This is a genomic window from Synechococcus sp. CC9605, assembly GCF_000012625.1.
GTDB lineage: Bacteria > Cyanobacteriota > Cyanobacteriia > PCC-6307 > Cyanobiaceae > Parasynechococcus.
This window is the reverse complement of the sequence record NC_007516.1, coordinates 2,191,363-2,205,682: the sequence shown is the minus strand read 5'-3', so window position 1 is coordinate 2,205,682 and position 14,320 is coordinate 2,191,363. Positions and strand designations below refer to the sequence as shown.

The following is a 14,320-nucleotide window of genomic DNA, read 5'->3' as shown; positions in this document are numbered from 1 at the left end:
TCACAGAGCCTCGCTTTCACGGGTCAAGAAATGTTGGGCCTCCTTCAGCGCTTCGCTTGGGGTTTGGATGCGCCCAAAGGCATGTTCAAGCTTCAGATGATGCAGCAGGCGTCCGAGACGGGGCCCGGGTTCGACCTTCAGGGCCGTGAGCAGGCCGTTGCCGTCGATTGGAGTTCTGGGGTGGAAGAGAGGGTCCTCAGCGTCGCGCCATCGCCGCAGCCAGATCCCTTTCTCGGGCATGGGCAGTTGCAGGGCCAAGGCGGGGAGATCCCCTTCCAGCTCCTCGTGCAATCGGAGTTGATCGTTCTCGGATAGCGACTCCGGTGCCTGACCGGTGCGTTGCTGCCAGCTCCGCAGCCGTTTGCAGCGTTGGCGTAGAGCGCGACTGGCCCGGAGTTGCTTGAGGCCCTCATCGCTCACCAGGGCCGTCAGCCGTGCCAAGGGCACTGCTGCTGCGGTTTCCTCGCTGCTCAGGCCTTCCGTGTTGCCGGGCGTGGGAGGTTGCCCTGCGGCCGCCCAGGGATGCAGCAACGGCAGGCTCCTGAGGGCTGCAATCGCGGCGTCAGCATGCTTGCCCCGCACCAGTCGCTGCAATTCCGCCAGGATCCGCTCCGGCGCTGCTTCCGGAAGCCGTGCGGCGTGGCGCTCAATCCAGCCCATGGTCTGGCTGGTGATGGTTAGCGGGATTTCCGCCATCAGCCGCAATCCCCGCAGCAGCCGCAGAGGATCGTCGATGAGGTTGGCTTGCGAGACGGCGGTCAGGCACCCCTGCTGGAGGTCATTCAGTCCCCCTGTGGGATCCCACAGCTCTCCCCAGGGTTGGAGCGACACGGCGATGGCATTGAGCCGGTAGTCGCGCCGCCAGAGGTCGTCTTCGATGCGGTCTCCGTCCTGCCGGGCGATGTCAACCGTCCAGCCCCCAAGCACCAGCCGAGCAATGTTCCGTTCTGCGTCCAGCACCACACAGGTGCCATCGAGCTCCTGGGCCAAGGCCTTGGTCAGGGCGATGGCATCAGATGGGACCACCAGGTCAAGATCCGGCTGCTCCTGGAGACGGTTCAGCAAGCCATCCCGCACGGCGCCACCCACCAGCGCCGTGCCCTCCGGCAGCCGTGCCAGGGGGAGAGGCCACTGGGCTGGCGCCAGTCGCTCTCGCAGCTGGTCAAGTAACGCGTCGCCGGAGCCTTGGGCCATCAGAATGGAGGGAATAAACGGCCTCGGGAGGCATGTGCATCTGCGTGGATTGCAGCTGGGTCGACCGTTGTCAGGCCTACCACGCAGTTGAGCGTCAGCATGGTGTTCCGCATCTGGCCCAGACCCCGGATTTTGAGCCAGACGCGCCTCGCATTCACGTTTCGGTGATGGATCTCCCCGATGGCCAGGCCGGGATTGAGTGGGATGTGCGGTCCTGCTCCAGCTTCAAGGCGGATCCAGGGCGGTGGCAGCGTTGCCGTCCTGGACAAGAGCTGCCCCGATGACGGCTCTGCCGCTGCTGCTTGCCCTGCACAGCTGCTCCGATTGCTTCGGCATGGCACTGCTGGATCCCCAGCAGCCCGGGGCAGAGCCTCTGGTGCAGGTCCATCCTGATGGCCGGGGCCTGTCCAACAGCTTGATTTCGCGGGTTCAGGCGCTCCTCCCGCCTGAGCGTTGGTCCCAGTTGCAGGGCCTTGCTGTGGCGACGGGACCCGGTGGCTTCACCGGCACCCGCCTAACGGTGGTGATGGCCCGCACCCTGGCGCAACAGCTGGATTGCCCCCTGCTGGGGGTGAGCAGTTATGCCCTGATGGCCCCACGTCTGGAGGGGCAATTGCCCAAAGCCATGCAGGGGGAACCGTTCTGGATCACCCAGGAGTTGCCCCGGCGGGGGGTGGTGGGTGGCGAATACCGGATCACGGCTGGGCAGGTGCATGAACTCAGCTTGCCGACCCTGCTGCCGCAGGGGGCATCACCCCAGCCCGCTGTTGAGGTGCAGCTTGATGTGGAGGCGGATGTGGCGCAGTTGCTGAAGCTGCTGCAGCACAGCCATGCTGCCGGGGCATCGATGCCCTGGGCTGAGGTTCTGCCGATCTACCCCACCTCCCCTGTTGGACAGGTCTGATGGCGGGCGTGCGTACCGGGCTGCTACTGGGAGCTGGTCTGATGGTCTGGCTGTTGGGGCCCGGCCCGTTGTCGCCCTATCGGCGGGCTCTGTTGGATCGCAGCCCGCCGCAGCTGGTGCTGGTGCTCGGTGGGGATGTGGACCGGGAACGACTGGGTGCCCGGTTGGCCCGTCAGCTCGACCTGCCCCTGCTGGTGAGCGGCGGCAGCAACCGTGAGTACGCCGAATGGATGCTCAGTGAGGAGCGCTTCAATCCCGACCGCGTCACCCTGGATTACCGGGCCCGTGACACCCTCAGCAACTTCACGTCGGTGGTGGATGAGCTGCAGGCGGATGGCGTTCGCCACGTGCTGCTGGTGACCAGCGAAGACCACCTGCCCCGCTCCATGGCGGTGGGCCAGGTGGTGGCCGGCAGCCGCGGAATTCAGCTCAGCGGCGTTCCCGTGGCCTGCCGCGAAGACTGCGCCCAGGAGGGGCGCCTCAAACAATGGAGTGATTGGCTTCGCGCGGTTGCGTGGGTGATGACAGGTCGCGACCTCAGGGATGCTGCGGACCCTGATCCAGCAGGGCGTTGATGCGTTCCTGCAGCAGAGCGGTGGTGGCATCCAGATCAGGCCTGCGGCGACTGGCCGGGGCTGGGATGGGGTCGCCGATGCGCAGCTGAATCGGCACCAAGCGCGGCCAGCTGCGCCCGCTGCCCAAGGCGCGGTGGCTGTTGCAGATGGCCACCGGCAGCAGCGGGGCTCCCGTGCGCGCCGCCAGCAGGGCCGCTCCGGGGAGTGGGTTGTTGATCCGGCCATCGTTCTGTCGGGTGCCGTCCAGAAACACCCCAGTGGCCCAGCCTTCTTCGAGGCGAGCCGTGGCTGTGCGGATCGCTTCGCGATCGCTGGCACCCCGCCGCACGGGGTAAGCACCACAGGCTTGGATCACGCGTCCCAGCAGCGGGATGCTGAACAGTTCCGCCTTGGCCATGAAGGCCACGGGGCGCCCCAGAGCATGACCTAGCAGGGGCGGGTCCAGGTGCGAGCCATGGTTGGCCACCACCACGAGGGGCCCTTGCCTGGGCACTCGATTGTTGCCGGCGGTCGATCCGCGGAACAGCAAGCGGAAGACTGGGAACACCAGCAGGCTGCTGACCAGCCGGTAGGTGAGGCTTGGCTTGGGGGTGCGGACGAGGCTGGAGTGACTCACTGTCCGAGGTCTCCTGCCCCGGAGATCTGGGCGGTGGTGACCCCGCTCATGCTGCGTTTGGCCAGGCCGCTGAGCACGTTGCTCGGACCGATTTCCACCAGGGTGTCCACGCCGCTGTCGGTCATGGCCGCCATGGTTTCGCGCCAGCGCACGCCGGTGGTCATCTGCTGCTTCAAGCGCTGTTTGAGCTCGTCTGCACTGGTGCTGGCGCTGGCGGCGCTGTTGCTGAGCACCGGAACGCGGGCATCGAGGAAGGGCACGTTGTCCAGCTCGGCGGCGAAGCGCTCAGCCGCCTGCGCCATGAACGGGGAGTGGAAGGCTCCGGAGACGGCCAGAGGGATGGCGCGCTTGCATTTCAGGGCTCCACTCACGCCTTCTACGGCCTCTGGAGAGCCCGAGATCACCACCTGGGCATCACTGTTGTCGTTGGCGATGCTGACGCCGTCCGTGGCGGCTACCAGGTCGTCCAGCTGAGCACGATCGAAGCCGATCACTGCCGTCATGGCGCCGCCCCCGGCGCTCGCCATCAGTTCTGAGCGGGTTTTCATCAGCTGCAGACCGGTCTCCAGCCCAAACACCCCTGCGCTGTACAGAGCAACCAGCTCCCCCAGGCTGTGGCCGGCCACCAGCGCAGGCTCGCGGCCCTGCTGCTGAAGGTTGTCGGCCAGCAACGATTCGATCACGAACAGGGCGGGCTGGGTGTTGCGGGTGTCGTTGAGGTCATCCGGCCCATCACCACCGCCGCTTTCCCCCTGGCAGATCGCCAGCAGGTCGCGCCCCAGCAGCTCGGACGCCATGGCGAAACGCTCGCGGCTGCCATCGATGCTGAGCAGCGCTTCTGCCATGCCCACCTTTTGAGAGCCCTGACCGGGAAAGACCCAGGCGATCGCCATTGCTGTGTTCTGCAGACCGTGCCGGAGATTAGGCGGGCCCGCTCCAGCGGAAGAGGGCTGCACCCCAGCTCAATCCCGCGCCGAACCCACTGCTGGCGATGCGGTGGCCGGGTTGGATGCGTCCATCCCGCACGGCTTCATCCAGCATCAGGGGGATGGTGGCTGCCGAGGTGTTGCCGTAGTGGGCCAGGTTGCTCAGCACTTTTTCAGAGGGCACCGAGAACCGATCCGCCACCGCATCAAGGATGCGCTGGTTGGCCTGATGCAGCAGCAGCCAATCGAGGGAATCTGCGGCGACACCATCCTGTACAAGCAGCTTCTCGAGAATCGCTGGCACCTCCCGCACCGCGAATTTGTAGACCTCCTGCCCGTTCATCTGGATGGGTTCGAAGCCGCCGCACTGATGGCTGGCGTCCCCCACCAAGGGCTGGCGCTGGCTCACCTGGGGGAGCTGGAGCACCTCGCCGCGGCTGCCATCGGAGCGAAGCAGGAATCCATCGAGATCGTCCTGGCCGTTCTCTGTCGCTTCCAGCACCACGGCACCTGCCGCATCACCGAAGAGAACACAGGAGCGTCGATCGTCCCAGTTCACCCAGCGGCTGAGTTGATCGGCCCCCACCACGAGGATGCGGCGCATCGCCCCACTGCGCAGGTACTGGGCGGCGGTGACAACGGCGAAAAGAAATCCGCTGCAGGCTGCGGTGAGATCAAAGGCCGCGGCATTGATGGCGCCGAGGCGAGCCTGCAGCCGTGGCGCTGAACCAAACAAGTCGTCTGGAGTGGAGGTGGCCAACAGGATGAGATCGAGGCTGTCAGCCGACCAACCGGCCATCTCTAAAGCCCGTTCCGCCGCCAGTCCGCTCAGTTCTGCAAGGGATTCGTCGCTGTTGACCACACGTCGCGCGGCAATACCAGTGCGACTGCGGATCCATTCGTCACTCGTCTCAACCCGCTGGCCAAGTTCAGCGTTGCTGATCGAGCGGCTGGGCGTCGCGCTGCCGGACCCTCGGAACAACACCCCCCTGGTTGTGCTGAGCGGCTCGACCAAGACGGAGGTTGATTGACGTCGCGTCAGTCAATCACAACCCTGTTGCAGCTTGGCGAGATCCTCCATCACCCCATGGCTGGCTGCGGAGTGGGCAATGCGCAAGGCACTGACCACCGAGAGGGCCTTGCTGCTGCCGTGGCCGATGACGGAAATGCCGTTCACGCCCAGCAGCAGAGCACCACCGTGCTCGGCATGGTCGAGTCGCTTCTTGATGCGTTTGAGGTTGCTGCGTAAAAACGCTGATCCAACCTTGCCGCGACGCCCTCGGGGTAACTCCGCCCGTAGCACTCCCAGCAGAACACTGCCGACGGACTCCAGGAACTTCAGCAGCACATTGCCGGTGAACCCATCGCAGACCACCACATCAAAATCGCCCGACAGCACATCCCGGCCTTCGCAGTTGCCTGCGAAGTGGAGCCTGGATTCGTCCCGCAGCAATTCGTGGGTCTTCAGGGAGAGATCGTTCCCCTTGCACTCTTCCTCGCCAATGTTCAGCAGCCCGATGCGTGGGCGTTTCACCTGAAGTACGTCCCGGCTGTAGATGTTCCCCAGCAGGGCGAACTGGTGCAGGAAGGTGGGTTTGCAATCCATGTTGGCCCCCACATCGAGCACCAAGACCGGTTTGCCTGGATCCTTGGTGGGGAAAAGGGCACCGATGGCGGGGCGGTCGATGCCCTTCAGCCGTCCCAGCCGAAAAATCGCCGAAGCCATCACCGCACCGGAATTGCCGGCGGAGTACACCGCCTCGGCCTTGCCTTTCTTCACGAGGTCCATGGCCACATTGATGCTGGCGTCCCGTTTGCGCCGCACCGCCGTGGCCTCGTCATCCATGCCGATGGAGGGGCCACTGGCCACCAGATCCAGATGTCCGGCGGCCCGCGCAGTCTCCAAGGCTTCGCGCAGGCCCAGGCTGTTGGCGGCGGCCATCACCCGTTCGATTTCCCCCACGAAGCGGATCTTCAGTGGCAGCCGGTCAATGGCGTCCAGGCATCCCTCCAGGATCGGCCCCGGCGCATGGTCACCACCCATGCCATCGACGGCCACCCAGAGACGCTTTGCATCGTCGATCTCATCGGTATCGGTGCCCCCCTGCAGCCAGCGCAGGGGATCGAACCCCAGCGGTTGGAGCACGCTGCTGGCCACCGTCCCGGCTCCCGACACAACGGTTTCTGCCACGGTGCCTGCCATCGAGCCAGCTGCCGTCGCTGAGTTGGCAGCACCATCAACGATGGTTGTTACGGCGGCGTTGCGCCGGTACCAAATCACCAGGCGACGGATCGCCCGAGGACGGTTGGTCTTGTGCCGCGGCTGAGGTGCCGGGGTGGGATCAGGGACCTTCGGAGGCAACGGAATCGACGATGCGCTGGAACAGATAGCCGGTGCCCCGAGCCGTGAGGATCAACTCGGGATTGGCAGGATCATCCTCCAATTTGGAACGCAGGCGAGAGATATGAACATCCACCACTCGGGTGTCCACGTGGCGTTCCGGGGTGTATCCCCAAACTTCCTTAAGGATCTCGCCGCGGTTGAACGGTTCACCGGAACGGCTCACCAGCAGTTCCAACAGGCTGAATTCCATCCCCGTTAGGCGGATGCGTTCATCGCCACGGAACACTTGGCGTTTGTTGGTGTCGATGCGCAGGTCGCTGACCTGGATGACGCCGGAGTTGGGAATGCCCGCCACCTGCTCCTTCTCGACCCGGCGCAACAAGCAGCGGATGCGGGCCTCCAGCTCCTTCGGGCTGAAGGGCTTCACCACGTAGTCATCGGCGCCTAGCTCAAGTCCGGTGATCCGGTCGGCCACATCGCCGAGGGCCGTCAGCATCACGATGGGAACATCGGATTCCTTGCGCAGCTCCTGGCACACGCCATAGCCGTCCAGCTTTGGCATCATCACGTCCAGCACCACCAAGTCGGGCGTGCAGGTGGGGAACAATTCCAGAGCTTCGGTGCCGTCGCAGGCGGTCACGACGTTGTACCCGATCATGGATAAACGGGTTTCCAGGATCCGGCGGATCGATGCCTCGTCGTCGACCACGAGGATCGTTTCCTTGGTGGGAGCCGTGGCCGTCATGGGCACCGAGGCGTTAGTCACTTCTCGCCACAAATAAAAGGGCAGCCCCCTGCTTCGTTCATTCAACGGCAACTTTCTTCACAGTTCGCAGTGCCCAAATCCACCGCTGTTTTCGTCTGTCAGGTCTGTGGAGCCCGTGCCCGACAGTTTTTCGGCCGTTGCCCGGAGTGCGCTAGCTGGAATTCGCTGGTGGAGCAATCCCAGCCCGCCGACGATGGCCGTCGCCGCCGCAGTGCCCCGGATCCGGAGGTGGCGGCTGCGCCGCGACGGTCCACGGCCATGGCTTCGCTGGAGGATCAGCCGCTGCAGCGGCTAGCCACCGGGTCGGCGGAATTCGACCGCGTTCTGGGTGGTGGTCTGGTCCCCGGTTCGCTGGTGCTCGTGGGGGGCGATCCGGGCATTGGCAAGAGCACATTGCTGCTGCAGAGCGCCTCAGCGATGGCGGCCGGTGCATCCGTGCTCTATGTGAGTGCTGAGGAATCAGCCCAGCAGGTGAAGCTGCGCTGGCAGCGGCTTGCCGGGGGGGCGTCGGAGCTGCAGTTGCTGGCCGAAACCGATCTGGAACTGGTGCTGGAGGAGCTGGAGGCCCTGCGCCCCGCTGTAGCGATCATCGACAGCATTCAGGCTTTGCATGACGCCAATCTCACCAGTGCGCCGGGGTCGGTCGGTCAGGTGCGTGAATGTGCGGCTGCTCTGCAACGGCTGGCGAAACGTCAGAACATTTCATTGTTGTTGGTGGGCCATGTCACCAAGGAAGGCATGTTGGCCGGCCCGAAGGTGTTGGAACACCTCGTGGATGCGGTGCTCACCTTTGAGGGGGATCGCTTCGCCAGTCATCGCCTGCTGCGGGCCGTCAAGAACCGCTTCGGTGCAACCCATGAGTTGGGTTTGTTTGAGATGCAGAGCGGTGGCCTGGCCGAGGTGGGCAACCCCAGTGAGTTGTTCCTCAGCGATGCCCGCGCCTCCGGTGTCGCCACGATCGTGGCTTGTGAGGGCACGCGCTCATTGGTGGTGGATCTGCAGGCCTTGGTGAACGTCACCAGCTATGCCAGTCCGCGCCGCACGGCGACAGGGATCGGCACCAACCGTCTGCACCAGATCCTTGCGGTGCTGGAGAAGCACATGGGACTGCCGCTCTCCCGCTTCGACTGCTACCTCGCCGTCGCCGGTGGCCTGGAGGTGGAGGAACCTGCGGCGGATCTGGGGGTGGCGGCAGCAGTGGTGGCCAGCTTCAGGGATCTCACTCTGCCTGCGGGCACGGTGTTGATCGGCGAGCTTGGTTTGGGTGGGCAGTTGCGCCCTGTGGGGCAGCTGGAGCTTCGGATCCAGGAAGCGGCCCGGCTGGGGTTCCAGCGGGCCGTCGTTCCCCGGGGCAGTGGCCTAGGCGATCTGGCTTCAGGTTTGGATCTGGCTCTGCTGGAGGCCGACAGCGTCACCGAGGCCCTGGTGCTGGCACTCGGTCAGGCCGTGCAGCCTGACCAGGACTAATTCAGAAGTAAACGTCGACGTTGCTGCGGCCCGTGGACTTCAGCCAGTTCTCGATATCGAGGTAACCGCCGGGATTGAGGCGCACGGCCTGGGTCCAGACATCAGCGGCCTGGTCAAACCAGCGATCCGCTGAGTCCTGCTCACCGCCCTCCTCGGCGATGCGGCCCCACTTTTCGTAGATCAGCCCCATGTTCTTCAGGCAGGAGGGCTGGTTCGGGTTTTCCTCGAGAGCCTTGCGGTAAGTCTCGATCGCCCGCTCCTCCTCGCCGTTGGACATGTAAATGATGGCCATGTTCTTGAGGGTTTCGCTCCGGTCGGTGGAGTTCTCCTCAAGCTTCAGGGCTTCCTCGTAGTTCTCCAGCGCTTCGGCGTAGTCACCATCGTTCTGGGCCGAGAGGCCATCCCGGTAATAGACGTAGGCCTCCTTGGAGCGGGCATTGATCGGCAACAGCTTGACGATCAGGTCCGCCATCACCGTGAAGCTCTTGTCAATGAAGTTGTCGTTGCGGTTGCTGCGGGGCACGGCGCTCCGGCGGTCGGACACCCATCCTGACGGGACCGGAGCCCGACCTAGCCTGCTCGTAAAGATCCCTGTTGCGTAAACACCTGTGAGCCCTGTGGTTCAGACCGTCGTCCTGGATGTGGAAGGGATGAAGTGCGGCGGTTGCGTCCGCGCTGTGGAAACCACCCTGTTGGATCAGCCCGGTGTCCAGCGCGCCGATGTGAATTTGGTCAGCCGCTCGGCCTGGCTCGATCTCACCGCCGGTGAGATCGATGTGGATGGTGTCTTGAAAGCCCTTGCAGACAGGGGCTTTCCAGCCAAGGAGCGTTCCCTGGATGCGCCGATTGGAGGGATGGCTGCCGGGCAGGTGCTGCCGGGCTGGTGGCAGCAATGGCGACAGCTGATGGTGGCCCTGGTGCTGCTGTTGCTGTCGGTTCTGGGACATGTCAGCGAGGCAGGGCATCTGTCGCTGCCTCTGATCGGCACCCTGCCCTTCCACGCCATGTTGGCCACGGTGGCGCTGCTGGGACCGGGCCGTCCAATCCTGGTGGGTGGAGTTGCGGCCGCTCGAGCAGGGGCTCCCAGCATGGATTCCCTTGTGGGCCTGGGGGTAAGCAGTGCCTATCTGGCCAGCCTCGTGGCCTTGGTCTGGCCCCAGGTGGGTTGGCCTTGCTTTTTCAATGAACCGGTGATGTTGCTGGGGTTCGTCCTGCTGGGGCGTTTCCTGGAGGAACGGGCCCGTTTTCGGACCGGTCAGGCCCTGCAGCAACTGGCCCAGCTCCAGCCGGACACCGCGCGGCTGCTCTTGAGCGACGGGACGATCCGTGAGGTGCGCGTGGGCGCTCTAAGGCCTGGTGAAACCGTCCAGTTGCTGGCCGGTGACCGCATCCCGGTAGATGGGGTGGTGCTTGAGGGGGCCTCGGCCGTTGATGTGTCCAGCCTCACCGGCGAGCCCCTCCCTCTGCAGGCCGAGCCCGGCACGGAGTTGTCCTCAGGAAGCCTCAATTTGGAGGCAACTCTGGTGCTGCAGGTCACCCGTGTTGGTGCTGAAACGGCCCTGGCCCGGATCATTCGTCTAGTGGAGCAGGCCCAGGCCCGTCGGGCGCCCATCCAGGGCCTGGCCGATCGTGTTGCAGGCCGCTTCTGCTACGGCGTGATCGCCTTGGCCGTCGCCACGTTTTTGTTCTGGTGGTTGTTCGGGGCCCAGCACTGGCCTGAGGTTCTGCAGGCTTCAGCACCTGGGATGCCCATGCCCCAAGCGATGTCCCATGGGATGGACCATGGCCATGGCATGCATCACGGTGGCTTGGGCAGTGGCGCCAGCACCCCGATGGGTCTGGCCCTGCAACTGTCGATCGCGGTGCTGGTGGTCGCCTGCCCCTGTGCCCTCGGTTTGGCGACCCCCACCGTGATCACCGTGGCCACCGGCCTGGCGGCACGGCGTGGCTGGCTGTTTCGCGGTGGCGATGTGATTGAAACCGCCGCGGGGCTGAATCATGTGGTCTTCGACAAGACCGGCACCCTCACCTTGGGTCGCCCTCTGGTGACCGATGTGTACGGGGACGACCCGGATCATTTGTTGCAGCTCGCGGCCAGCCTGGAGCAAAGCAGCCGACATCCCTTGGCCTATGCCCTGCTGCAGGAGGCCCAGGGCCGGGAGCTGGCTCTGCTGGACTGCGACGACGTTCGCACCGTCTCCGGCCAGGGACTGGAGGGTCACGTGGATGGTGCCTCAGCTCGGGTGCTTGTGGGCAAGCCCGACTGGTTGCTGGACAAGGGTGTTGCCATCGCCCCCGCAGCCCAGGACTGGCTTGCCGCCGCTGAAGGCTCGGTGGTGGCTGTGGCGGTGGGAGATGCCCTGATGGGCCTGGTGCAGATCGAGGATCAGCTGCGTCCGGATGTGGCACCGGCACTGCAACGCCTACGCTCTCACGGTCTGGCGCTTTCGGTGTTCAGTGGTGATCGGCAGGCCGCTGTGCAGCGCCTTGGTCAGCAGCTGGGCTTTGCTGCCCAGGATCTGGGCTGGCAGATGCTGCCGGAGCAGAAGCTGCAACGCCTCGAGCAACTACGGCAGACGGAGCTGGTGGCGATGGTGGGCGACGGCATCAACGATGCTCCGGCGCTGGCCGCGGCTGATCTTGGGATTGCCATCGGCACCGGTACCCAGATCGCTCAGGACTCTGCTGGCTTGGTGTTGCTTGGCGATCGCCTCGACAACCTGCCCGAAGCTCTCGGCCTGGCCCGCCGCACCCTGGTGAAGGTGCGGCAGAACCTGTTCTGGGCCTTCGGTTACAACCTCATTGTTCTCCCGGTCGCCGCCGGTGCTCTGCTCCCCAGCCATGGGGTGCTGTTGTCGCCCCCGCTGGCGGCGCTGCTGATGGCCCTGAGTTCGATCACTGTGGTGCTCAACGCCCTGGCTCTTCGCTTGCCATGACCGGTCGCTTCATCGTTCTGGAGGGCATCGACGGCTGCGGCAAGACCACGCAGATCCAACATCTGCTCGAGTGGTTGCCCAACAGCGGTCTGATGCCGAAGGGCGCTGCTGTGGTCTGCACCCGTGAGCCGGGAGGCACTCCCCTGGGGCGCTCGATCCGTGAACTCCTGCTGCACACGTCAGACCAGGAGGCACCAGCTCCCACTGCTGAACTGATGCTGTACGCCGCCGATCGGGCGCAGCATGTTGAAACGTTGATCCGTCCTGCTCTGGAGCGTGGTGATTGGGTGATCAGCGATCGTTTCTCGGGATCGACCCTTGCCTATCAAGGCTATGGCCGTGGTTTGGATCGGGACTTGATTCAGCGGCTCGAACAGATCGCCACTGCGGGGCTGCAACCCGATATCACCCTGTGGCTGCGCCTTTCCGTTCAAGAGAGCCTGCAGCGTCGTCTCGGGGACAAGGAGGACCGCATCGAAGCCGAGGGAGCCGCATTCCTGGAGCGGGTTGCGCAGGGTTTTGCCCAGTTGGCTGAGCATCGCTCCTGGTGTGCAGTCGCTGCAGATCAGTCAGCCAGTGCTGTTCGTGCTGCTTTGGAACGTCAGCTTCAGGAGCATCTGGCTTGAGCGCGCTGTTTGAGGATCTGATCGGCCAGCCCCTTGCTGTTGATCTGCTCTCGGCAGCCCTGGCCCAGGGACGCGTGGCCCCGGCCTACCTCTTTGCCGGCCCTGAAGGGGTAGGACGCCAGTTGGCGGCGGTGCGTTTTTTCGAGGGACTGCTGGCCGATGGTCAGCCCTCGGTGCGGGAACGCCGACGCCTGTTGGAGCGCAATCACCCTGACCTGCTTTGGGTCGAACCCACGTATCAGCATCAGGGCCGTTTGCTGACCCGCGCCGAAGCCGAGGAAGCGGGGCTCAGCCGCCGCACCCCGCCCCAGTTGCGGTTGGAGCAGATCCGCGACATCGGTCGCTGTCTGGCCCGGCAGCCGGTGGAGGCGAAGCGCGGCATGGTCGTGATTGAGGCCGCGGAGGCGATGGCGGAAGCGGCGGCCAATGCCCTGCTGAAAACGCTGGAGGAACCCGGCCATGGGGTGCTGATTCTGTTGACGTCAGCCCCCGAGCGGCTGCTCAGCACGATTCGATCCCGGTGTCAGTTGATTCGGTTCCTCAGGCTCAACCAAGAGGCCATGGCACTGGTGCTCGAGCGCACCGGTGCAAAAGCTCACGATGCCCCCGAACTTCTGGCCCTCGCCGCCGGGTCTCCAGGGGCTTTGATCGACCATCGGCGCAGCCTTGCTGGACTGCCCGAGGAGTTGGTTCAGCGCCTCGATTCGCTTCCCGCAACCCCAATGGAGGCGCTGGCGTTGGCGCGAGATCTTTGCGAAGCCCTTGATGGGGAGCAGCAATTGTGGTTGATCGGCTGGTGGCAGCACCAGCTCTGGCGTTCCGGCAGTTCCGCGTTAAGGCTGAAGCGCTTGGACACGCTGCGGGCTCAGCTGCTTTCGTTCGTTCAGCCGCGCTTGGCCTGGGAGGTGGCGCTACTCGACCTCATCCCATCCGTTTCCTAGGGCGCCTATGGGTGATTAAGCCGAGGCACGATCGCCCTGCTGCTTGCGCTCTTCGCGGGCCATGGCCACCACGTCCTCCAGGCCGTCCATCTGGGCGCTGGTGGGCAGTTCCAGGCAGTAGCCCGCTCCATACACCGTCTTGATGAAGCGTGGCTTGCGGGGATCGGGCTCCAGCTTGGTGCGCAGGTGCCTCACGTGCACGCGAATGGTCTCGATGTCGTCATCGGGCTCGTAGCCCCACACCTCTTTGAGGATCAACGAGGGGGCAACGGTCTGACCGTGACGCTGAAGCAGGCAATGGAGCAGCTCGAACTCCAGGTGGGTGAGCCGCACGGGTTGATCGAACCAGATGGCTTCAAAGCGCTCGGGCACCAGAGTGAGCGGCCCGTAGCTGAGGATTTCGTTGTGGTTGGTGGATCCAACGGGCGCCCGGTCACTGCGACGAAGCAGAGCTTTGACCCTCGCCTGAAGCTCTTCCAGGTCGAATGGTTTGGTCAGGTAATCGTCGGCTCCTGAGTTGAAACCGCTCACCTTGTCCTTGGTGCCGCCAAGAGCCGTGAGCATCAGGATCGGAATCCCAGCGGTTCGATCGTCGCGCCGCAGGCGCTGACACAGGGTGAGGCCGTCCACCTTGGGCAGCATCAGATCCAGCAGGATCAGATCAGGGGTGTACTGGAGCGCAAGAGCCTGACCCTTGATGCCATCGTCGGCGCGCTGCACATCGAAGCCGCTGTGCTCCAAATGGCCGCTGACCAGGTCGCGCATGTCCTGGTCATCTTCGATTAGCAGGATGCAGGGCTTCATCAGTTCGGCGGCAATTCGGCTGGAGAAATAAAAAGCGCTTGTCTGTAGGGATTAACGCTGAACGGATTCTCTCAAGCTTTTCAACTCTCTGCAGATTTTCAGCAAAGGAACTGTCAGGGGCTTGGTTGTCGCAAATCGCATGCAGGAACAGCGATCTGGCGGTTTTTTGGCTTGTCTTTCGCCGGCGGCTGTTTAGGAAGTCTTCCGCTTCCGGCAATCCC

General features: G+C 64.4%; 15 protein-coding genes. 7 read left to right on the top strand and 8 right to left on the bottom strand.

The genetic code is table 11. From position 1 onward, the window contains the following. Complete coding sequence (locus SYNCC9605_RS11950; protein WP_011365321.1) at positions 1-1,194, bottom strand: tRNA nucleotidyltransferase; 1,194 nt, start codon at positions 1,192-1,194, stop codon at positions 1-3. 32 nt (positions 1,195-1,226) lie between these two features. Between SYNCC9605_RS11950 and SYNCC9605_RS11945 the strand changes: the two genes are divergently transcribed. Genes SYNCC9605_RS11945 through SYNCC9605_RS11935 form a run of 3 tightly spaced genes read left to right on the top strand, consistent with a single transcriptional unit; the run spans position 1,227 to position 2,673 of the window. Further along, complete coding sequence (locus SYNCC9605_RS11945) at positions 1,227-1,478, top strand: Ycf34 family protein (RefSeq protein ID WP_011365320.1); 252 nt, start codon at positions 1,227-1,229, stop codon at positions 1,476-1,478. Then, positions 1,475-2,098 (top strand): tRNA (adenosine(37)-N6)-threonylcarbamoyltransferase complex dimerization subunit type 1 TsaB, encoded by a 624-nt coding sequence (gene tsaB / locus SYNCC9605_RS11940; protein WP_011365319.1) that lies wholly within the window; start codon positions 1,475-1,477, stop codon positions 2,096-2,098. The genes SYNCC9605_RS11945 and tsaB overlap by 4 nt, the downstream gene beginning before the upstream one ends. After that, positions 2,098-2,673, top strand: coding sequence for a YdcF family protein (locus SYNCC9605_RS11935; RefSeq protein WP_011365318.1), 576 nt, complete (start codon positions 2,098-2,100; stop codon positions 2,671-2,673). The genes tsaB and SYNCC9605_RS11935 overlap by 1 nt, the downstream gene beginning before the upstream one ends. Here SYNCC9605_RS11935 and SYNCC9605_RS11930 read toward each other — a convergent pair. The 5 genes from SYNCC9605_RS11930 to rpaB are packed head-to-tail and all read right to left on the bottom strand — an operon-like array spanning position 2,636 to position 7,304. Then, positions 2,636-3,289 carry a lysophospholipid acyltransferase family protein gene (locus tag SYNCC9605_RS11930; protein WP_011365317.1) on the bottom strand — a complete coding sequence of 218 codons (654 nt, stop codon included), beginning with the start codon at positions 3,287-3,289 and terminating at the stop codon, positions 2,636-2,638. The genes SYNCC9605_RS11935 and SYNCC9605_RS11930 overlap by 38 nt on opposite strands. After that, entirely contained in the window at positions 3,286-4,182 is an 897-nt protein-coding gene (fabD, locus tag SYNCC9605_RS11925; RefSeq protein ID WP_011365316.1) for an ACP S-malonyltransferase, read from the bottom strand. The genes SYNCC9605_RS11930 and fabD overlap by 4 nt, the downstream gene beginning before the upstream one ends. A gap of 28 nt (positions 4,183-4,210) precedes the next feature. Beyond that, on the bottom strand, positions 4,211-5,230 hold the full coding sequence (locus tag SYNCC9605_RS11920; RefSeq protein WP_011365315.1) for a beta-ketoacyl-ACP synthase III: 1,020 nt from the start codon (positions 5,228-5,230) through the stop codon (positions 4,211-4,213). Positions 5,231-5,257: 27 nt separating this feature from the next. Beyond that, the gene (plsX, locus tag SYNCC9605_RS11915) at positions 5,258-6,577 is read right to left on the bottom strand and encodes a phosphate acyltransferase PlsX (protein WP_011365314.1); all 1,320 of its coding nucleotides are present in this window, start codon (positions 6,575-6,577) and stop codon (positions 5,258-5,260) included. Beyond that, positions 6,558-7,304 carry a response regulator transcription factor RpaB gene (gene rpaB, locus SYNCC9605_RS11910; RefSeq protein ID WP_041435238.1) on the bottom strand — a complete coding sequence of 249 codons (747 nt, stop codon included), beginning with the start codon at positions 7,302-7,304 and terminating at the stop codon, positions 6,558-6,560. The genes plsX and rpaB overlap by 20 nt, the downstream gene beginning before the upstream one ends. Before the next feature lie 90 nt (positions 7,305-7,394). On the opposite strand from rpaB, the gene radA reads away from it, so the two are divergent. Continuing rightward, the gene (radA, locus tag SYNCC9605_RS11905) at positions 7,395-8,792 is read left to right on the top strand and encodes a DNA repair protein RadA (protein ID WP_011365312.1); all 1,398 of its coding nucleotides are present in this window, start codon (positions 7,395-7,397) and stop codon (positions 8,790-8,792) included. Position 8,793: 1 nt separating this feature from the next. On the opposite strand, the gene SYNCC9605_RS11900 is transcribed toward radA, so the two are convergent. Next, positions 8,794-9,315: a photosystem I assembly protein Ycf3 gene (locus SYNCC9605_RS11900; RefSeq protein ID WP_011365311.1), complete on the bottom strand. Its 522-nt coding sequence runs from the start codon at positions 9,313-9,315 to the stop codon at positions 8,794-8,796. Between the two features lie 85 nt (positions 9,316-9,400). Between SYNCC9605_RS11900 and SYNCC9605_RS11895 the strand changes: the two genes are divergently transcribed. Genes SYNCC9605_RS11895 through SYNCC9605_RS11885 form a run of 3 tightly spaced genes read left to right on the top strand, consistent with a single transcriptional unit; the run spans position 9,401 to position 13,295 of the window. Further along, complete coding sequence (locus tag SYNCC9605_RS11895; protein WP_041435235.1) at positions 9,401-11,728, top strand: heavy metal translocating P-type ATPase; 2,328 nt, start codon at positions 9,401-9,403, stop codon at positions 11,726-11,728. Further along, positions 11,725-12,354 (top strand): dTMP kinase, encoded by a 630-nt coding sequence (tmk, locus tag SYNCC9605_RS11890; protein ID WP_011365309.1) that lies wholly within the window; start codon positions 11,725-11,727, stop codon positions 12,352-12,354. Before SYNCC9605_RS11895 ends, tmk begins: the two co-directional genes overlap by 4 nt. Beyond that, positions 12,351-13,295, top strand: coding sequence for a DNA polymerase III subunit delta' (locus SYNCC9605_RS11885; protein ID WP_011365308.1), 945 nt, complete (start codon positions 12,351-12,353; stop codon positions 13,293-13,295). The genes tmk and SYNCC9605_RS11885 overlap by 4 nt, the downstream gene beginning before the upstream one ends. Before the next feature lie 15 nt (positions 13,296-13,310). On the opposite strand, the gene SYNCC9605_RS11880 is transcribed toward SYNCC9605_RS11885, so the two are convergent. Continuing rightward, positions 13,311-14,099, bottom strand: a complete 789-nt coding sequence (locus SYNCC9605_RS11880; protein ID WP_011365307.1) for a response regulator transcription factor — start codon at positions 14,097-14,099, stop codon at positions 13,311-13,313. Positions 14,100-14,320 lie beyond the last annotated feature (221 nt).